This is a genomic window from Cohnella sp. OV330, from assembly GCF_900112065.1.
Lineage (GTDB): Bacteria > Bacillota > Bacilli > Paenibacillales > Paenibacillaceae > Cohnella.
In genome coordinates this window covers 55,654-74,020 of sequence record NZ_FOKE01000001.1, presented here as the reverse complement: position 1 = coordinate 74,020, position 18,367 = coordinate 55,654, and the positions used below count along the sequence as shown (strand labels likewise).

Genomic DNA, 18,367 nt, shown 5'->3' with positions numbered 1-18,367 from the left:
CTGGCGAGATGTTTCGGTAAATGCAGTTTTTGTTATAATAATGATTGTTGTTTGTAACTAATGAAGTGAATGCGAAAAGGGGGATATCCGTGAGCAAGCCTAATAATTCGGCGATCCGTCATCAGGTGATCTTCGATCTGAAGCATGGGAAGGGGTCTGCGGAGGCGGATCGATTCCTGAAGGACGGTTGGCGTATACTTACCTCCATTCCGGCCGTACGAAACTTCGAGGTGTTGAAGCAAGTCAGTCCCAAAAACGATTATACATACGGCTTCTCCATGGAATTCGCGTCGCAAGCCGATTATGACAGCTACAATGCGCATCCTGCACATGTCGCGTTCGTCGCCGAGCGGTGGGAGACCGAAGTCGCGCGGTTCCTGGAGATCGACTTCGTCCGGGAACATGGCGCCGAGGAGGGACAAAGCGATGCAAATTAATCTGTCGGGCAAAACCGCCCTCATCACCGGCGCTTCCGGACAGCTCGGACGCGTAATGGCGCGTACGCTGGCGGGCTGCGGCGCAAACGTCGCGATTCACTATCGGGGCAACGCCGCCAAGGCGGAGGAACTCAAGTCGGAGCTCGAGGAGATGGGCGTGCGCGCGCTGACCGTGCAGGCGGACGTGACCAAGCTGGACGACGTGCTGGCGATGAAGGAGACGGTAAAAGCCGGACTGGGCGCCGTCGATATCGTCGTCGCCAACGCGGTCATCCAGTATCAATGGACGAGCGTGCTGGAACAGGCGGTCGAAGACTATGTCGGCCAGTTCGAGTCCTGCGTGCTGCAGAGCGTGCATCTGGCCAAGGCGTTCGTGCCCGACATGATCGCCAAGCGCGGCGGCCGGCTGGTCGGTATCAACACCGAGTGCGCGATGCAGAACTTCCCCACGCAGTCCGCATACGTCGCGGGCAAGCGGGGGATGGACGGCGTGTACCGAGTGCTGGCCAAAGAGGTCGGCGAGCACCAGATTACCGTTAACCAGGTCGCGCCGGGCTGGACGATCAGCGAGCGCGACCGGGAAGCCGGCACGGAGCGCAGCGAGTCCTACGAGAGCACGGTTCCGTTGAAAAGGCGCGGCACCGACCAGGAGATCGCCAACGTCGTCGCGTTTCTGGCTTCGGACCTCGCGAGCTTCATCACCGGCGCCTACGTGCCGGTCAGCGGCGGCAACGTGATGCCGGCGATCTGATCCCCGGCGATCTAGTCGACCGAACTGATCTCGTGAATCAGATCCTGGCGCTACCCAGGTATCTGATCCGACCGACGTCGGTTAAAGGCGCCGTTGCGCCATTCATAAGGTTGCCGGCATCATGGATTTCCGCGCCGATATCGGTTATGCTGTCGTTGACGAATCGACCGATGGATCTAAAGGCGGGACGCGACATGAATATCCTGAACGAACTGCGGCACATAGATGAACAGAAATTGTTGCAATGGCTTGACCAGTACCGCGCGTACGGCCCGCTGCCGGGCATTTTGCTCACCTTCCTGAAGTCTTTCGTGCCGCCGCTGCCGACCATTCTTATCGTGGGCGTGAATGCGGCGGTATACGGACTATGGCTAGGCTTTCTCTATTCCTGGATCGGGATCGTGCTGGGCTGCCTCGTCACGTTCGTCATCATCCGCAAGATCGCGGATCGACCGTATTGGCAGCGATGGGCGGAGCGCCCGCGGGTGAGCAAGGGCATGCGCTGGGTGCGCCGCAACGCGTTCAGCTACGTGTTTTTGCTCAGCCTGTTCCCGGTGGGGCCCTTCGTCGTCATCAATATCGCCGCGGCGCTGGCCCGCATGCGGTTCCGTTCTTTCCTGGTCGCGATCATGCTGGGCAAGGCCGTCATGGTATTCGTGATCTCCTTCATCGGACACGATCCCGCCCAGTTCCTCCGCCATCCGGAGCAAGCGCTGTACGCGCTGCTGTTCGTCGCCGCCACTTGGTGGATCGGCCGTTGGGTCGAGACCTATGGGGTCAGGAGGACGGAGCGGCGGGAGGGCGGCGAACCGAAAAAAACAGGTGCTTGAGAGAATACTTGCTGTAAGCGAGAAAAGCACGGTTGCAGCGAACAAGCGAACGGCGAAGGTGGCTCTAAGCGAGAAAAGCACGGTTACAGTAAAACCATTTTTCTGTAAGCGAGGAAAACGCGGCTGCAGAGGTAGAATGCGTAATCCAGGCTGTTGTAAGTGAGGAAAGCACCGTTGCAAAGCCGGCTGAGTAAGCTGACTAGACAAACATCTCCAGATCGACATACAATAATATATATATTAGTATGCAGCGTGAAGCACACGCCGTTCGTCTCTTCGGAGCGGGCGGCGTTTTTGCGTTCAGTTATTTGAATCGAGGCAAGGAGGAATGATTGTGGACGCCAAGGCGCAAATCGAACAATTCATCGATAGCCAGCGCAGAGAGGTGCGCGGCATGAGACGGGAGATGCTCGAGAGAGATCTTTACGGAACTCGCATACTTTTATCAAAGCTGCTGTTGCCTGTGCTGAAAACGCTTGAGGGGCTTGAGCTGGAGTATGAGGTTCTTTCGCAAAACGGCGTGAAGCTTTCTGCGGATGCCTTTTTTAAACCACTGCGGCATGTGTACGAGTGCGAGGGATTCGTGCCCCACGTGGAATTAATGACAAGAGAACGCCATGATTTTGTACAAAGCAGATTGCGCACGTTTGCTGCCAAGCGATTTATCTATGTACCGTTCAGTAGAGACGAGCTGGAGAAAAAAACCGAAGCCTGCAGACGTTCCTTGTACGAGATCATCGGCGAACAAACGACTTCGCAGCAGAGCAGCAGACTGTACTTGCTTCCAATTGTCGAGCGGGAGCTCCTGCGGTTTGCGCTTCACGTTTCGAACCGTTTTTCGCTGCCGAGCGCATGTCAAAGTCTTGGCATCGGAGAATCTTCTGCTAGAAAGCATCTGCGCTCGCTGTATGACAAAAGGCTGCTTCGTTCAATAGGAAGCGGAGATCGACGCCTTCATTATTATCAAATTACGGACGAAGGTCGGGCGTGTTTTTACTGATTAGCAAACAAAATCCCCCGAGCCCCGCAACAGCGGGATTCGGAGGATTCGATGATCAATCAATCTTGCAGCCGTCCGCGCGCCCAGACGCCGCGCAGCTCGAGCGCTTCGTCCAGCAGGAGCACGTCCGCGCGCTTGCCGGCTTCGAGCGAGCCGGTGACGCCGCCGAGCCCGAGCTGGCGGGCGGCGTTGCCGCTGGCCATGGCGCTGGCGGCCGGGATGTCGATGCCGACCTCGCGCACCATGTGGCGGAACGCGCCGATCATCGTGAGCGTGCTGCCCGCGAGGTTGCCGCCGTCCTTCAGGCGGGCGACGCCGCATGTCAGGACGACGGGCAAGCCGCCGAGCTCGTAGCCATCCCCGTCCGGCATGCCTGCCGCCGCCATCGCGTCGGTGACGAGAATGACTTTTCCGTTGCCTTTGGCGCGGGCAAGCACCTTGATCGCGGCGTGGTGGACGTGATGGCCGTCCGCGATGACCTCGGCGCTGATCCGGTCGTCGGAGAGCACCGCGCCGACGGTGCCGGGATTGCGATGGTGCAGCGGCGTCATCGCATTGTAAGTATGAACGGCGTGCCGAAGCCCGCGGTCCGCGGCGGCGACGATCTGATCATACGTCGCATCGGTATGTCCGGCCGAAGGCACGATGCCGTGCGCAGCCAGCCGTTCGATATAATCGAGCGCGCCGGGCAGCTCGGGCGCCAGCGTCTGCAGCTTGAGGACGCCCGGATAACGCGAGACCCATTCGTCCAGCCATTCGAGCTGCGGGGGGCCGATGTAGTCCGGATTTTGCGCGCCTTTCCACTTGAGACTGACGAACGGACCTTCGAGATGGACGCCCAGCACCTGCGCGTACGGCATATCGCCGGCCATATACCGGCTTGCCCGGTCGATCATGGCCGTCAGCTCCTCGCGCGAAGCGGTGAGCGAGGTCGCCAGCATCCCGGTCGTGCCGTGCTGCGCATGGAACCGCGCGATCGCGGCGATGCCCGCCAGCGACTCGTCGGCATCCATGAAGTCATGCCCGGCGCCGCCGTGCACGTGGACGTCGACGAAGCCGGGGAGTACCCAGCCGCCGGCGCCGTCGACCCGCTCTGCGCCTGCCGCCGCAGCCGGCAGCGGATCGGAAGGCCCGCCGATCGCGGCGATCTCCGCGCCGCGCAGCCAAATCCAGCCGCCGTCCAGGACGCCGTTCGGCGCGACGATGCGGGCGTTCGCGATCAGCGTTCCGCCGCGGCCGGCCCGACCTGCGAGGCCGCTCATGACAAGTGCCTCGCTGCGGCGCGGTCGAGCAGCACCGTCAGACGCGGATGCGTCTGCAGCAGCGAAGCCGGCACGTCGGTCGTGATCGGACCGGTCAGCGCCCGCTTCGCGATCTCCGCCTTGTCCGCGCCGCGGATGACGAGCAGGATCGTTTTGGCCTTCAGAATGCTGCCGATGCCCATCGTAATCGCACGCTTCGGCACGTCGTCGATCGAATCGAAGTAGCGGGCGTTCGCTTTGAGCGTCTCTTCGGCGAGCGTCACGACGTGCGTGCCGCGAACGAGATCGGTATCCGGTTCGTTGAAGCCGATATGTCCGTTATGCCCGATGCCGAGCAGTTGAAGGTCGATTTGGCCCGAGCGCTCGATCATTTCGTCGTATGCCGCGCATTCGGCGTCCGGATCCGCGGCGTTGCCGTTGGGCAGATGCGCATTGGCCGAAGGGAGGTCGATATGGTCGAACAGGTGCTGGCGCATGTAGGTGTGGTAGCTCTCCGGGTGATCCTCCGGCAAGCCTACGTATTCGTCGAGGTTGTAGCTGACGGCGTTGCGGAAGCTCACGAGCCCTTGCTTGTAGTTACGGACGACCTGCTCGTAGATGCCGACGGGCGTCCCGCCGGTCGCGAGGCCGAGTACGGCCCGCGGATTCGTCTGCACCAGGCTCACGATAATATTCGCGCCCGCTTCGTTCAGCTTTTCGTTGTCGTCAAATACCAACAGATTCATGACGGATTTCTCTCCCTTTTACCTGTATATTGGCGCACGGTCTGGAACGATCGCTCCAGCCTCGGCACATACTCGTCGAAATGCTCGCTCACGAGACCCGTGAACAGCACGTCTACCACATGAAGCTGCGCGATCCGGGAGGCCATGTCGCCTCTCCGCATGCCTGCTTCCGAAGAAGAGGTGAAAAGGCGAATCGAGGCGTGCGAGGACAGCGTCGATTGCCCGAAGCGCGTGATGGAGATGGTCGTGGCGCCTCGCTCCGCGGCATAGCGCAGCGCGTCGATGATCTCGAGCGTCTCTCCCGAGTACGAGATGCCGACGGCGACGTCCCTATCGGTCAGGGAGGCTGCGGAGGTCAGCTGCATATGATGGTCGGAGAAGACGGCGGCCGCCTTGCCGATACGGATCAGCTTGTGGAAAAAGTCCTCCGCGACGAGCCCCGAAGTCGCCACGCCGTACAAGTCGATCCGCCCGGCGCCGTGAAGCGCCGAGATCGCCGCTCGCAGCTGCTGCAGGTCGAGCAGGTTGGTCGTATCGGTCAGCGACCGGACATGGTTCGCCGTAATGGCCGACACGATGTCCGCCAGCGGATTGCCCGCGACGATATCCTGGTACTGGCCGGCCGCCGGCTGGCTCGCGAGCTCGGCCGCCAGCTTCATCTTGAAGTCGGCGAAGCTCTGGAACTGCATTGCCCGGCAGAAGCGGGATACGGTGGCCGAGCTCGCGCCCGTCCATTCGGCGAGCTTGGAGATCGTCATGCCCACCGCTTCCTGCGGGTGTCCAAGCAGCTTCTCTGCCAGCTCGCGCTCCTTCGGATGCAGCGTGTCCAGCCGGTCCTCGATCGCTTGCAAAATCCCCATGCGATCTCGCCTCCCTGTCATTCAAGAAAATATATTACTTGTAAATCAAATTATATATGAAAATAATTTTCTTGTCTATCTATAGCCAATGTCTATGAAGTTGATATCTGATATGTATTTCTACCAATAACTCCGATTTGATAAGCTGTAAATCAAACCGACATCCTGAAAGGCGGCAAAGCGCATGGAAGACAACAAACCCGAGATCGGCCGCAAAACCGAGCTGGACGGCAAGTTGAAAAACGTATTGAACGCACGCACGCTAACGGATTCATTTCCGCGTCTCGCGCAGCGAATAACGCCGGGCCTTCGAGTTCTCGACGTCGGCTGCGGGACGGGCGCGATCACGCGAGGCATCGCCGAAGCTGTCGGCCCGCAGGGCTCGGCGGTCGGCGTCGACAGCAACGGCGCATTGATCGCGGAGGCGCGCGCCAGGCACGAAGGCACGCCGGGCTTGACCTTCGACGTAGCGGACGCCTACAATTTATCGCCGGACGGCTCGTTCGACGTCGTCGCCGCTTCCCGGCTGCTCGTCTGGCTGGCGGATCCGAAGCGGGCGATGGCGAGCTTAGCCGGGGCCGCCCGGCCGGGCGGCACGGTACTGGTCGCGGATTATAACCACGAGAAAATCGAATGGTTTCCGGAGCCGCGGGACAGCATTAAAAAGTTTTACGCGGCATACATGAAGTGGCGCGCGGACGCGGGCTTGGACAATGCGATCGCGGACCGGCTGCCCGCTTTGATGAGCGAAGCCGGCCTGCGGGACGTTCGGGTATTCCCTCAGCACGAGGAGATGAATCGCGGACAACCGGGCTTCGAAGCAAGAGCGTCCATCTGGGCGGACACGGCGGCCAGCCGGGGGCCTCAGATGGCGCGGGACGGATACGGCACGCCGGAAGCGTGGGAGCAAGCCGAATCCGAGTACAGACGATGGGTGGCCGCAGAGGCGATCTCGATTAAAATGGTTATGCTTGCGGCGGAAGGCATCAAACCCGCATAAAGGTCATTCCCCCGTACAAGTCGCATCCGCAACTTCGCCGTTCCCGCCGGAACGGCTTTTTTCATCCCTTTCCAGCCTTTTCCGAACGAATTTCTTTCCTTATTTCTGCCCTTTTTCCGCTCCGCCCGCCTTTTATGCCTAAGAAAGACGGATTTGAGGGGTGAAAAGTGGGATTCGCCGGGTTGCCCGAATCGGGCCGCGGGTGAAAAATGGAGCCAAGACGGATCGCGCGCCGCCAACGCGGCAGCAGGTAGAAGACCGTCGGAAACATTCGCAGCCGGCGAAGGGAGGAAGCGCTTACAGATTTGACGGCGTACACGAACGGACAGGCAACGCTTGCACGGCATTCATCCGTACGTTAGAGGAGGAACATGACAAGTGAACTACGCAAAAGCCTGGAAAGTCTGCCTGATTGCGCTTTTAACCTTGGCTGCGGCTTTGGGCGGCATCTCGCTCGCGCCGGGCCAAGTTGCCGCGGCGACTTCGTTTTCCAACGTGACCTTGAATACGACGGCGCCCGCCGAGTACGACAAGCTGGAGATCAAGTTCGACCTGAGCTCGACCTATGCCAATCCGTTTAACCCGGACGAAGTCGACGTGCGCGCCTACTTCACGACGCCGGGCGGGCAGACCGAGGTCGTGCCCGGATTTTACAACTCCAATTCTTCGCCGAAATGGGCGGTGCGCTACGCGCCGAGGCAGACGGGAAGCTACAGCGTGTACTTGAAGGTCACGGACGGCAGCGGCACGGGCACGTCGTCCACCTACACGTTCACGGCGGGCGGACCTGGCGCCAACCGCGGCTTCATGGGCGTCAGCGGCAGCCGATTCGTCGACAGCTACGGCAAGCAGCTTACGCTGATCGGCACGAACTACGCATGGGGCGCGCCGAGCGAGATTCTGGCCGCCATGCCGCAGTACAAGGACGCCAAAATGAATATCATGCGCGTCTGGTACAGCGTCTGGTGGGGCAACTACGCGCCGGAATGGGGACCGACGGTCACGACCCAGAACGGCATCACGATGTCCTACGACGGCGTGGGCAAATACCAGCTTGAAAATCAGGCGCGGCTGGATACGCTGATGGACACGGCCGCAGCCAACGGCATTTACGTCATGCTGACGATGAACAGCTTCGGCGATTTCTACTACGACTGGCCGCAAAACGCCTACAACACGGCTAACGGCGGACCGTCCTCCTGGAGCGAGAACAACACGGACTTCTGGACGAATCCGGCCGCGATCGCCTACCAGAAAAAGCTGCTGCGCTACGTATTCGCCCGTTGGGGTTACAGCCGCGCGCTCGGCATGCTGGAATATTGGAACGAGTCCGACAATCGCGTGGACACGGACGCGACGACGCGCGCCAATTGGCACGCTTCAGTCGATAACTACTGGAAGAGCCTCGATTTCTACAACCATCCGACGACGACCAGCTTCGCTTGGAAGGATCACCAAGAATTCGGCCAGACGACCTGGGAAAACCTGACGACGATGAACGCGACGAATTATCATCAATACGACAGCGCTTCGAACGTCATCGACAAATGGGAAACGGAACTCAAACACTTCAACTCGGCGTTCGGCGGACGGCCGGCATTCGTCGGAGAAGCGGGCATCAGCGGCGGCGGCGAGGATCCGAACGACGCCTCGGTGCAACGCTATGTACATGACGGCCTATGGGCCCCGATCTTCCGGGCCGGCGCGGCCGGCGGCAACCTCTGGTGGGAATTCGCGGGCAATGCCGGCTTCAACGTGCCAGCGAACATCAAGGCGCTGCACGCCGCGCTCGCAAACTTCGTGCAGCCGGAGGAGCAGTACTTGATCGGGATGCCGTTCACGGATCTCGGCGCGCAAGCCAACTCGACCAAGGCCGGCGGCTACAAGAACGCGGACCGCGCGTTGCTCTGGGTGAACGATACCCAGTCCAACTACACGGTCGGCAGCCCGCGCACCGTCACCGGCCTGTCCGTTTCGCTGACGGGCATGAACAACGGCACCTACGACATCACGTACTTCAACACGGTGACGGGGACGAATGTCTCTACGACGACGGCTGCGGCATCGGGCGGCACCGTGACGCTGAGCCTTCCTTCGTTCACGCGGGATATCGCGGTGAAGGCCGTTCGCCAAGGCAGCACCACGCCGGACACGACGGCGCCGAGCGCCCCGGCGAACCTGGCTTCGCCGTCGAAAACGGAGACTACGGTCAACTTGACGTGGAGCGCCTCCACCGACAACGTGGGCGTAACGGGCTACGACATCTACCGCGGCGGCACGCTGATCGGCTCGATGACGGGCGCCGGCTCCACTTCCTACACGGCAACCGGCCTGACGGCCAGCACGGCCTATAGCTTCACGGTCAAGGCCAAGGACGCGGCAGGCAACGTATCCGCGGCGAGCGGCGCGCTCAGCGTGACGACCTCCGCGCCGGACACGCAGGCGCCGACGGCGCCGACGGGACTGACTTCGCCGTCCAAGACGGACGTCACGGTCACGCTGTCCTGGACGGCTTCGACGGACAATGTGGGCGTGACCGCCTACGACGTCTATCGCGGCAGTACGCTCGCGGGTTCGACCAGCGGCACGTCCACGACGTTTACGGACGCGGGCCTCTCGGCATCGACCGCTTATTCTTACACGGTGAAAGCGCGCGACGCGAAGGGCAACGTTTCCGCGGCAAGCTCCGCGGTGAGCGTCACGACGCTGCCGCCGATCCCGGCGAACTTGCTGGCGAATCCGGGCTTCGAATCGGACGGCGGCGGCCAGCCGGCCAGCTGGACGTACGAGCAAAGCTTTTACGCCTCGCGCGACACCTCGGTGAAGCGGACCGGCAACGCCTCGCTTAAGGAATCGAGCACGACCGGCCCTTGGCACGGCGTCTATCAGGACGTGAACGCGACCTCGGGCTCATCCTATACGTTCGACGGCTACATCAACATCGCGTCCAACACGACGACGGCGGCGACCGTCAAGGTGCAGTTCCTGAATAGCGGGGGCACCGTGCTGGCCGACAATACGGTCGCCTCGTACGCGGCGGGCTCCACGACGACCGGCTTCGCGAACATGCACGGCACGTACGCCGCACCTGCCAATACCGCGAAGGCACGCGTCTATATTTACATGACCGACCATCGCGGCACGTTGTACTTCGACGACTTCTCGCTGACGGGCGGCTCGGGCGGGGGCGCGGACACGACGGCGCCGAGCGCGCCGACGGGTCTGGCTTCGCCGTCCAAAACTTCGACGAGTGTCAGCCTCTCCTGGACGGCGTCCACAGATAACGTCGGCGTGACGGGCTACGATATTTATCGGGGCACGACGCTGGCGGGTTCCACGACGGGCGCGACGACTTTCACGGCTACGGGGCTGACGGCCGGCACGGCTTACAGCTTCACGGTGAAGGCGAAGGACGCGGCGGGCAATGTCTCGGCGGCGAGCGGCGCGCTGAACGTGACGACCGACGCGGCGGCCGACACGACGGCGCCGAGCGCGCCGACGGGACTGACTTCGCCGTCCAAAACGTCGACGAGCGTAAGCCTCTCCTGGACGGCGTCTACGGATAACGTGGGCGTGACGGGCTACGATATTTATCGCGGCACGACGCTGGCCGGCTCCACGACGGGCGCGACGACGTTCACGGCTACGGGGCTGACGGCCAGCACGGCTTACAGCTTCACGGTGAAGGCGAAGGACGCGGCAGGCAATGTCTCGGCGGCGAGCGGCGCGTTGAACGTGACGACCGACGCGGCTTCGGGCGGCGGCACCAACCTGCTGGCGAACCCCGGCTTCGAGACCGGCAACGGAAGCGGCAAGCCGGCGACCTGGACGTGCGAGCAGGATTATTACTGCTACAGCGACACGTCGGTCAAGCGCTCCGGCAGCACCTCGCTGCGCGTGGACGGCACGACTTCGCCGTGGTTCGCGATCTATCAGGACGTGAATGCGACCGCGGGAACCGCCTACACGATGGACGGCTACGTGAACATTACGTCCAACGCGGGCACGCGACTGGACTTCAAGGTCCAATTCCTGAACAGCTCCGGCAGCGTGATCTCCGAGAGCACGGCGGCCACCTACAACAACACGACGACGAGCGGCTTCGTCAATGTGCACGGCGGCGCCTATACGGCTCCTGCAGGCACCGCTAAGGTTCGCGTGTATCTATATATCACGGGCCTGAACGGCACGTTCTATCTGGACGACTTCTCGCTGAGCTGAAAATGACGTTGAAACGCCCGCCGATCCGCTATTGCGGAAAGGCGGGCGTTTTTTCGTGCGCGAAGGTTAATAGCTTCTTGCGTAATCAACGATATTCCGTGCCGGCGTGCCCGTAGATAAATAGGCTTGCAGATTTTCCACGAACAGATCCGTCATGCGCGCTTTGTACCGATCCGTCGCGCCACCGATATGCGGCGTAATAATGACGTTGTCCATTTCCCAGAGCGGATGGTCCGCAGGGAGCGGTTCCGGGTCGCAAACGTCGAGTCCGGCTCCTGCGATCGTACCGCTGCGCAGCGCCTCGGTCAATGCGTTCGTATCGACCGCAGAGCCGCGGCCGATGTTGATGAAGAGGGCGGAGGGCTTCATCGCCGCGAACCGTCCGGCGTCGAACAGGCGAACGGTCTCCGCGGTATGCGGCAAGACGTTCACGACGACGTCGCTCTCGGCCAGCACGCCGTCCAAGCGTTCCGGCGGATGCATGGCGTCCACATGCGGGGCGGGACGGCCGCTGCGCCGAACGCCAAGCGTCCGCATTCCGAACGCCTGCGCGATGCGCGCGAGCTCCGCGCCGATCTCGCCTGCGCCTATGACGGCAAGCGTCCGGCCGCGGATCTCGCCGTAGCCTTCCGAACGCGCCCATTTACGCGCCGTCTGGTTGCGTACGGCATGATGCAACTGGCGGGTGAAGGCTAGCAGCATCGCGAACGCCGTCTCGGTCATCGGCACCGGATGCACGCCGCTCGCGGTCGTCAGCACGACGTGGCGCGCTTCGAGCTCGCTAAGGGGCAGGTTGTCGACGCCGGCCGAGCCTGTCTGCACCCATTTCAGCTTGCCGGGGCTTCCGGCGCCCTTTTCCCAAGCCGCCTTCCACCATCCGCACAGCACCTCCGCTTCCTCCAGCAGGCCGGGGTCCAGGTCCGCCGGCTTGCCGAAGATGACGTTGCAACCGGGCGCCGCGGCTTGAATCCGCCGTTCCTGCTCGGGATCGAACCCGAACAGGCTGACGATCGTGCGCATATCGATTCCTCCTTCCGATTTCTCTTATTGTACCGCGGATAGGCGCTTTTTCCCAAAGCAAAAAGGACCGAGCCGGCCCTTGTGGGCGGCTCGGTCCTTTGCGGAGGCCGCGCTCCGGCTTAAGCGGCAGGCAGCGGCAGCAGCTTCGCGAGCGAGGCGCTGTCCTTTTTGGACAGCTTGACATAGCCGCTGCCGTTTTCCTTCACGAGCTCGTAGGCGTCGGCGTCTCCGGCCCAAACGTAATAGACGTTCGTCTCCCGGTCGCCGGACAAAGCGGACAGCTTGTAAGAAGGAGAAGTAGACATAGAAACGCTCTCCTTCTTTTCCCAATTCGCGCCGCCCAGCACCGCGTCGACCTTCTTGGCGTTTTGTTCGCTGATCTGCATGAACGGCTTGAAGTCGCTGCCCGAAGGCAGGCTAATCAGAAAGCCGGGCGCGTCGGCAGCTTCGCCGGCGGAGGCGGCAGGGCTGGAAGCCGAGGCGGAACCGGATGCCGTAGGTGCGGCATCGGAGGCTGAAGGCGAGGCGGGCAGGGTCGCGGTTGCCGTCGCCGGAGCGGAACCGGAAGCCGTCTGGGTGGCTTCGGGCGCCAGGGAGGCGGATGAAGACGGATCGGCGTTTTTATCGTGATTCGTGCAGCCGGCGGCGGCTAACGACACGGATAGGAGCAGCGCTGCAGTCGTGATTCGGAGTTTCATGGCGGTTCTCCCCTTCCTGAACGTGATACTTTTTAGACGAGTGTCGGACAAGGGAAGTTGCGGTTATGGTAAAAAGAGGAAAAGATGGAGCCGATCGAAACGCGCTGCATAGAAGCGAAGTCGGCTCCTTCTGCATCTGGCGGACATGCTATACTGTTGGTTACACAGAAGAGAAAAAAGGAGGCGTTCGCATGTCGGCGATGCCGGTGGACCGGACGATCCCGGATATTAAGGCAGCGCTGCGGGACCGGGGGGGCGCCGTGCTGGTCGCCGCGCCCGGCGCGGGCAAGACGACGCGGGTGCCGATCGCTTTGATGGGGGAGCCGTGGCTCGCGGGTCGCAAGATCGTCATGCTGGAGCCTCGGCGCATCGCCGCCCGGAGCGCGGCCGAATACATGGCGGCAGGACTCGGAGAGCGCGCGGGGGAGCGCGTGGGGTACCGGGTCCGAATGGATACGAAGGCGGGTCCGAAGACGGTCGTGGAGGTCGTGACCGAAGGCGTGCTCACGCGAATGCTGCAGCAGGACCCGTCGCTCGCGGACGTAGGACTCGTTATTTTCGACGAGTTCCATGAGCGGAACCTGAACGGCGATCTCGGGCTCGCGCTCTGTCTGCAGGCGAAAAGCCTGTTCCGCGACGATCTGCGCCTGCTCGTCATGTCCGCTACGCTCGAGCCGGGGCCGGTCGCCGGACTGCTCGGCGGGGCGCCCGTCATCGAGAGCGCAGGCATCATGTATCCGGTCGAGACCGTATATCTCGATCGGCGGTCCGACGCGCCGGTCGAGCGGCAGGCCGCGGAGACGACGGCGCTGGCGCTGGGGCGGCACGAAGGCGACGCGCTCGTCTTCCTGCCGGGCTACGCGGAGATCCGCCGCACGGCGGCGGCGCTGTCGGCGCGCCTTCGCGGCGCGGGCGTCGAGATCGCGGCGCTCCACGGCAGCATGCCGCCGGGGGAGCAGGACCGCGCGCTCGCGCCGGCCGCGAATGGCGGCCGCAAGATCGTGCTCGCGACGCCCGTGGCCGAGTCGAGCCTGACGGTCGAAGGCGTGCGTATCGTCATCGACGGGGGACTGATGCGGGCGCCTCGTTTTTCGCCGCGGACCGGCATGTCGCGGCTCGAGACGGCGCGTATTCCCGTGTCGTCCGCCGATCAGCGCCGCGGACGGGCGGGCCGGGTCGCGCCGGGCGTCTGCTACCGGCTGTGGACGGAAGAAGAGCACCGGCAGCTGGCGCCGGCGGGGACGCCGGAGATTCGCGAGGCCGATCTCGCGCCCCTCGCGTTGGAGCTGGCCGTGTGGGGCGTCTCCGATCCGGCGGAACTGGATTGGCTGGACGCGCCGCCCGAGGCGGCTTATGCGCAAGCGCGGGAGCTGCTCGCGGCGCTTGGCGCGCTCGGCGCGGACGGCGCGCCGACGCCGCACGGCGCGGCCATGGCCCGCTTCGGCGCGCATCCGCGGCTTGCGCATATGATGCTGCGCGCGCAGCCGCTCGGCCTCGCGGCCGATGCCTGCCGGATCGCCGCATTGCTCGGGGACAGGGACCCGATGCAAGGCGGAGACGCGGATCTATCGGTGAGGCTTGCCGCGCTGGCGGCGGGGGACGGACGGATCGAAGCGGGCCGGCGGGAGCGTCTGCTTGCGGAAGCGCGCCAGTTCGAGGCGCAGCTCAAGACGGCGGGCGGCGAGGCTGCGGGCGCCGGTTCAGGCGCGGGAACCGGCCCGGTCAGGGGTGCCGGCTCGGTTGCGGGAACCGCGAGCCGTTCGGCGCAACAGGCCGCGTACGATTGCGGCCTGTTGCTGGCCTTCGCCTATCCCGACCGAATCGGCAAGCTCCGCGGGGGCGGCAAATTCACCCTGGCGGGCGGCAGAGGGGCCTACGTGCCCGAGGGTCAGCCGCTTGCCGGCGAGCCCTGGATCGTCGCGGCGGAGCTCGACGACCAGGGGACCGAAGGGCGGATCCGTCTGGCCGCGCCGCTGCGCGCAGACGATCTCGAACGGCATTTCGCCGATCTCATCGCAGAGCGCCGGGCGATCGCCTGGGAGCCGGGGGCGGGCGCCGTCCGGGCGCGGCGGACCGTCTCCCTTGGCGCGTTGACGCTGCGCGAAGGTCCGATTCCCGATCCGGACCCGGTCGCCGTATGCGAGGCGCTGCTGAGCGGGATTCGGCTCGAGGGGCTCGACCTTCTGCCTTGGTCCAAGGCATCCCGCCAGTGGCTGGAGCGCGCGAGATTTTTGGGACTTCACGATCCCGCAGGCTGGCCGGATCTGTCCGACGCAGCCCTGCTGGACGGTTTGGAGACTTGGCTCGGACCTTTCGTCGCGGGCATGCGAACGCGAGGAGACCTGCAGCGGCTGAGCATGGCGGAGGCGTTGTCCGCGATGTTCTCCTGGGAGCAGCGGCGGAGACTCGACGAAGAAGCGCCTACCCATGTCGCCGTGCCCAGCGGTTCCCGCTTGCCGGTCGATTACGGCGATCCTGCCGCGCCGGCGCTGCACGCGAGGCTACAGGAACTGTTCGGATGGCCGGCCTCTCCGCGGATCGCGGGAGGGCGGGTGCCGCTCACGCTGCACTTGCTGTCCCCGGCGCAGCGGCCGGTTCAGGTTACGCGAGATCTGGCGAGCTTTTGGCGGGAGGCTTACTTCGAGGTTCGCAAGGATTTGAAAGGGCGCTACCCCAAACATTACTGGCCCGACGATCCCATGCAGGCGCAGGCGACGAGCCGGGTTCGCCCGAGAACGTAGACTCCCATTATTTTCCCAGCATGTGGTATGATCGGTACAGGCGCGGATGCGCCGGCTTACCGTCTGATGCGACGGCGCTCGGGAGGTTGCTCGATGAAAATTTTCTTTGTTTTTGTTCTGCTTTCTTGGCTGCTCGGCAATCCGTTTTTGGCTCTTATCGTAATGCTCGTCATTTTATACTTGCTCGACCGCCGGTTTTTGGGCATTACGCCGAGCCTGCTCAAGCCGTTTAAGCGGCGCAGCCGCGCGAACAAGCTGAGGCGTCAGCTGCTGATGAACCCGCACGACACGCCTGCGAAGTCGGAACTCGCGCACGAGTTGATCGGGATGCGCAAGTTCGAGGAAGCGCGGAGCTTGCTGTCGGGCATGGAAGACCGGATGGCGCAATCCGCCGAATACTGGAGCGATCTGGGACAGTGCGAGCTGGCGCTGGGGCATTTGGAGGCCGGGGAAAAGCATATGCTCGAGGCGCTGGAGATCAATCCGCGCGTCAAGTTCGGACTGCCTTACTTGCTGCTCGGCGATGCCTGGGCAGGCAAGGACGACCAGAAGGCCGCTTCTTATTTGCGGGCGTTTCAGGACGTGCACGCTTCGTCATGCGAGGCGTACTACTTGTTGGGGAAGATCTACGAAAGGCTCGGGGACCGCGCTGCTGCGAAGCAGGCCTATCGGGATTGCGTGGGCGTCTATCGAACGCTTCCCCGTTACATGAAGCGTCGCGAGCGCAGATGGGCGCTGCTCTCATCCGTTCGCAGCCGCTGACGCGGAGCCGGCCATTAAAAATGCAGCGGGACCCTTCATCATGGTCCCGCTGCATTTCAATATTTTCAATCCGCCAGCGCGTCTTCTTCTTCTTCGGCTGCGTCGTCTTCCGCCGAGGCTTCGGCATCGTCCTCCGCCACGGCTTCGGCTGCGTCTTCCGCGTCCGATTCGGCCGCCTCTTCGATTTCGATCGATGCGGCAGGCGCATCTGCTTGGACGGCCCAATCGTCCGTCAGTACGGCGTCTTCGACGGCGGGAGCCGCTTCGACCTCTGCTTCGTCCGAATCGTCAGCGGACGCGACGGCCTCGGTATCCTCCGCGGAAGCCTCCTCGCCAAGCTCTTCCGTATGCGCTTCCAATACCTCTTGGTCCAGCTGCTCTTCATTCGTACTCATAGCGCTCTGCCTCCTTGGCGATGTTCGGGGCATGTCCCCGATTTCAAAATAACACGAAGGTCCCGGCCTGAATACGGGTGTAAATTGACGCTATTTGTCCGTAAGCATCGAAACCGCAGTCTGTAATCAAATTGTAATCCGATCCGACCGGAACCGACAAAACCTCTCTTTTGCAGCGTTTGATAGGAATCGACGAAGGAGCGCGAACGAGGCCGGAAGCCGGCGAAATTGACATCCATAAGCCGTTCACTTATATTGTGCGAAGAAGAACCTAAGAGAGTACGGAGTTGAAGATCATGAGCGGGGCCGGACGCAATCGGCAAGGCAAGCCGAAGCAGCAAAAGGGACAGCAGCAGGGAAGCCGGGGGACGTCGCAGGGCGCTCGCTTCGGCGGCGACGGGAATCAGCAGCGCGGCCGGGGCGGTCCGGGAGCCGGTAGCGCGGGGGGCCGCAGGGGTCCATCGGAGCAAAGCCGGAGCGGGACAGGCAGAAATGGATCCGATCGGCCGGGAGCAGACCGGGGCGGCCGCGACGGCGGCGGCAGAGGCGGGCGCGAGCAGGCAAGACCGGATGCGGCTCGAGGCTTTTCCGGCGCTGGACGCGGAAGCGGCGGTATTCGAAGTCGCGTGAAAGGCAATCCGCTTGCGGACGGCTTCGGCGCTGGCGGCAGAAGCGACAAGAGCCGCGGTCGGTCCGAGCCGCGTGCGTCCGTCCTTGCCGGAATGGACGATTCGTTGCTCAAGCTCGGGCGCCGCAAGGCGGAGTGGATGGAGCTTCGTCTGCCGGGAGAGCTGGCCGCAGCGCCGCTTCAGCAGATCATGAAGCATACGCCGCTGGCGCCGAAGCTCGTTTCGAAGCTTGCGCAGACCAAAGGCATCGTACAGCAAGGGTCCTCGCTGAGGCTCGCCTTGTTTCCGCGCGAAGCACGTGACTTTCCGCCGGACTGGATGGAGCTGAACGTGCTGTACGAGGACGACTTCACGCTCGTCGTGAACAAGCCTTCCGGCTACGAGGTTCATCCGAGCGAGCGCGGCCAACGGGGAACGCTGGCGCACGGCGTCGCCGCTTACTACGAGATGTCGGGACAGGACGTGCGCATCAGGCACATCCATCGCATCGACAAGGAGACGACGGGACCCGTTTTATACGCCAAAAACGAATTCGCCCATTATCAATACGACAAAGCGATGCGGGAAAAAGAGATCGAGCGCATCTATCTCGCGCTGGCGGAGGGGGAACTCGCGCAGGATCGGGGCACGATCAACCTGCCGATCGGACAGGATCGCCACCATTCGACGCGCCGACGCGTGAGCGAGACCGGCGATCCTGCCGTCACGCATTACGAGACGGTCCAACGGTTCGAAGGCTTCACGCTCGTGCGCTTGCGCCTGGAAACCGGCCGTACCCATCAGATCCGCGTGCATCTCGCCGCGATCGGACATCCGCTGGCGGGCGACGGTCTCTATGGCGGCAAACGGACGGTTATTTCACGGCAGGCGCTGCATGGCGAGCGGCTGATCTGGCCGCATCCTTGGACGGGCGAGCGGCTGTCGGTTCGGGCTCCGTTGCCTGCGGACTTCGAGGCTGCGCTGGCCAAGCTTCGTGCTGGAGAATGAAACATTCGCTTGCTTCTTTCCGCTGCAGATTGTATTTTATAATCAAACG

Annotated in this window: 16 protein-coding genes; 10 read left to right on the top strand and 6 right to left on the bottom strand. The window is 62.9% G+C overall.

Features of this window, described 5'->3' with window-relative positions:
- Positions 1 to 89: 89 nt before the first annotated feature.
- The 4 genes from BM235_RS00380 (at position 90) to BM235_RS00365 (ending at position 3,018) form a co-directional block, all read left to right on the top strand.
- The gene (locus BM235_RS00380; protein WP_090108559.1) at positions 90 to 437 is read left to right on the top strand and encodes a Dabb family protein; all 348 of its coding nucleotides are present in this window, start codon (positions 90 to 92) and stop codon (positions 435 to 437) included.
- The gene (locus BM235_RS00375; protein ID WP_090108558.1) at positions 427 to 1,188 is read left to right on the top strand and encodes an SDR family NAD(P)-dependent oxidoreductase; all 762 of its coding nucleotides are present in this window, start codon (positions 427 to 429) and stop codon (positions 1,186 to 1,188) included. The genes BM235_RS00380 and BM235_RS00375 overlap by 11 nt, the downstream gene beginning before the upstream one ends.
- A gap of 194 nt (positions 1,189 to 1,382) precedes the next feature.
- The gene (locus BM235_RS00370) at positions 1,383 to 2,018 is read left to right on the top strand and encodes a TVP38/TMEM64 family protein (protein ID WP_090108557.1); all 636 of its coding nucleotides are present in this window, start codon (positions 1,383 to 1,385) and stop codon (positions 2,016 to 2,018) included.
- Between the two features lie 334 nt (positions 2,019 to 2,352).
- A complete protein-coding gene (locus BM235_RS00365) occupies positions 2,353 to 3,018 on the top strand; it encodes a hypothetical protein (protein WP_143106605.1) in 666 nt (221 codons plus the stop codon).
- Positions 3,019 to 3,077: 59 nt separating this feature from the next.
- Here the strand turns inward: BM235_RS00365 and nagA are convergent, their stop codons facing one another.
- The 3 genes from nagA to BM235_RS00350 are packed head-to-tail and all read right to left on the bottom strand — an operon-like array spanning position 3,078 to position 5,865.
- Positions 3,078 to 4,280 carry an N-acetylglucosamine-6-phosphate deacetylase gene (gene nagA / locus BM235_RS00360; protein ID WP_090108555.1) on the bottom strand — a complete coding sequence of 401 codons (1,203 nt, stop codon included), beginning with the start codon at positions 4,278 to 4,280 and terminating at the stop codon, positions 3,078 to 3,080.
- Positions 4,277 to 5,005 carry a glucosamine-6-phosphate deaminase gene (nagB, locus tag BM235_RS00355; RefSeq protein WP_090108554.1) on the bottom strand — a complete coding sequence of 243 codons (729 nt, stop codon included), beginning with the start codon at positions 5,003 to 5,005 and terminating at the stop codon, positions 4,277 to 4,279. Before nagB ends, nagA begins: the two co-directional genes overlap by 4 nt.
- The gene (locus BM235_RS00350; protein ID WP_090108553.1) at positions 5,002 to 5,865 is read right to left on the bottom strand and encodes a MurR/RpiR family transcriptional regulator; all 864 of its coding nucleotides are present in this window, start codon (positions 5,863 to 5,865) and stop codon (positions 5,002 to 5,004) included. The genes nagB and BM235_RS00350 overlap by 4 nt, the downstream gene beginning before the upstream one ends.
- A 184-nt stretch (positions 5,866 to 6,049) precedes the next feature.
- Between BM235_RS00350 and BM235_RS00345 the strand changes: the two genes are divergently transcribed.
- Together BM235_RS00345 and BM235_RS32415 are read left to right on the top strand one after the other, a co-directional pair.
- A complete protein-coding gene (locus BM235_RS00345) occupies positions 6,050 to 6,865 on the top strand; it encodes a methyltransferase domain-containing protein (protein WP_090108552.1) in 816 nt (271 codons plus the stop codon).
- 378 nt (positions 6,866 to 7,243) lie between these two features.
- Positions 7,244 to 11,086, top strand: coding sequence for a fibronectin type III domain-containing protein (locus BM235_RS32415; RefSeq protein ID WP_110468794.1), 3,843 nt, complete (start codon positions 7,244 to 7,246; stop codon positions 11,084 to 11,086).
- A gap of 66 nt (positions 11,087 to 11,152) precedes the next feature.
- Here BM235_RS32415 and BM235_RS00325 read toward each other — a convergent pair whose 3' ends face one another.
- Together BM235_RS00325 and BM235_RS00320 are read right to left on the bottom strand one after the other, a co-directional pair.
- Positions 11,153 to 12,106 (bottom strand): D-2-hydroxyacid dehydrogenase, encoded by a 954-nt coding sequence (locus tag BM235_RS00325; RefSeq protein ID WP_090108551.1) that lies wholly within the window; start codon positions 12,104 to 12,106, stop codon positions 11,153 to 11,155.
- 119 nt (positions 12,107 to 12,225) lie between these two features.
- Positions 12,226 to 12,804, bottom strand: a complete 579-nt coding sequence (locus tag BM235_RS00320) for a hypothetical protein (RefSeq protein WP_090108550.1) — start codon at positions 12,802 to 12,804, stop codon at positions 12,226 to 12,228.
- A 191-nt stretch (positions 12,805 to 12,995) separates the two neighbouring features.
- Here BM235_RS00320 and hrpB point away from each other — a divergent pair, with 191 nt between their 5' ends.
- Positions 12,996 to 15,545 (top strand): ATP-dependent helicase HrpB, encoded by a 2,550-nt coding sequence (hrpB, locus tag BM235_RS00315; RefSeq protein ID WP_090108549.1) that lies wholly within the window; start codon positions 12,996 to 12,998, stop codon positions 15,543 to 15,545.
- A gap of 93 nt (positions 15,546 to 15,638) precedes the next feature.
- The gene (locus tag BM235_RS00310) at positions 15,639 to 16,307 is read left to right on the top strand and encodes a tetratricopeptide repeat protein (RefSeq protein WP_090108548.1); all 669 of its coding nucleotides are present in this window, start codon (positions 15,639 to 15,641) and stop codon (positions 16,305 to 16,307) included.
- A gap of 65 nt (positions 16,308 to 16,372) precedes the next feature.
- Here BM235_RS00310 and BM235_RS00305 read toward each other — a convergent pair whose 3' ends face one another.
- Positions 16,373 to 16,702, bottom strand: a complete 330-nt coding sequence (locus tag BM235_RS00305; RefSeq protein ID WP_090108547.1) for a hypothetical protein — start codon at positions 16,700 to 16,702, stop codon at positions 16,373 to 16,375.
- A 492-nt stretch (positions 16,703 to 17,194) separates the two neighbouring features.
- On the opposite strand from BM235_RS00305, the gene BM235_RS31875 reads away from it, so the two are divergent.
- Both BM235_RS31875 and BM235_RS00300 read left to right on the top strand, forming a co-directional pair.
- Positions 17,195 to 17,332 carry a hypothetical protein gene (locus tag BM235_RS31875; RefSeq protein WP_158543629.1) on the top strand — a complete coding sequence of 46 codons (138 nt, stop codon included), beginning with the start codon at positions 17,195 to 17,197 and terminating at the stop codon, positions 17,330 to 17,332.
- The gene (locus tag BM235_RS00300) at positions 17,329 to 18,318 is read left to right on the top strand and encodes an RluA family pseudouridine synthase (RefSeq protein WP_255373997.1); all 990 of its coding nucleotides are present in this window, start codon (positions 17,329 to 17,331) and stop codon (positions 18,316 to 18,318) included. Before BM235_RS31875 ends, BM235_RS00300 begins: the two co-directional genes overlap by 4 nt.
- Positions 18,319 to 18,367: the final 49 nt, after the last annotated feature.

Excerpts from the sequence above, each read along its gene's own strand:
- BM235_RS00375 (WP_090108558.1), top strand. The coding sequence starts at position 427 with ATGCAAATTAATCTGTCGGGCAAAACCGCCCTCATCACCGGCGCTTCC.
- BM235_RS00370 (WP_090108557.1), top strand. The coding sequence starts at position 1,383 with ATGAATATCCTGAACGAACTGCGGCACATAGATGAACAGAAATTGTTG.
- nagA (WP_090108555.1), bottom strand. The coding sequence starts at position 4,280 with ATGAGCGGCCTCGCAGGTCGGGCCGGCCGCGGCGGAACGCTGATCGCG.
- nagB (WP_090108554.1), bottom strand. The coding sequence starts at position 5,005 with ATGAATCTGTTGGTATTTGACGACAACGAAAAGCTGAACGAAGCGGGC.
- BM235_RS00350 (WP_090108553.1), bottom strand. The coding sequence starts at position 5,865 with ATGGGGATTTTGCAAGCGATCGAGGACCGGCTGGACACGCTGCATCCG.
- BM235_RS00345 (WP_090108552.1), top strand. The coding sequence starts at position 6,050 with ATGGAAGACAACAAACCCGAGATCGGCCGCAAAACCGAGCTGGACGGC.
- BM235_RS00325 (WP_090108551.1), bottom strand. The coding sequence starts at position 12,106 with ATGCGCACGATCGTCAGCCTGTTCGGGTTCGATCCCGAGCAGGAACGG.
- BM235_RS00320 (WP_090108550.1), bottom strand. The coding sequence starts at position 12,804 with ATGAAACTCCGAATCACGACTGCAGCGCTGCTCCTATCCGTGTCGTTA.
- hrpB (WP_090108549.1), top strand. The coding sequence starts at position 12,996 with ATGTCGGCGATGCCGGTGGACCGGACGATCCCGGATATTAAGGCAGCG.
- BM235_RS00310 (WP_090108548.1), top strand. The coding sequence starts at position 15,639 with ATGAAAATTTTCTTTGTTTTTGTTCTGCTTTCTTGGCTGCTCGGCAAT.
- BM235_RS00305 (WP_090108547.1), bottom strand. The coding sequence starts at position 16,702 with ATGAGTACGAATGAAGAGCAGCTGGACCAAGAGGTATTGGAAGCGCAT.
- BM235_RS31875 (WP_158543629.1), top strand. The coding sequence starts at position 17,195 with ATGGATCCGATCGGCCGGGAGCAGACCGGGGCGGCCGCGACGGCGGCG.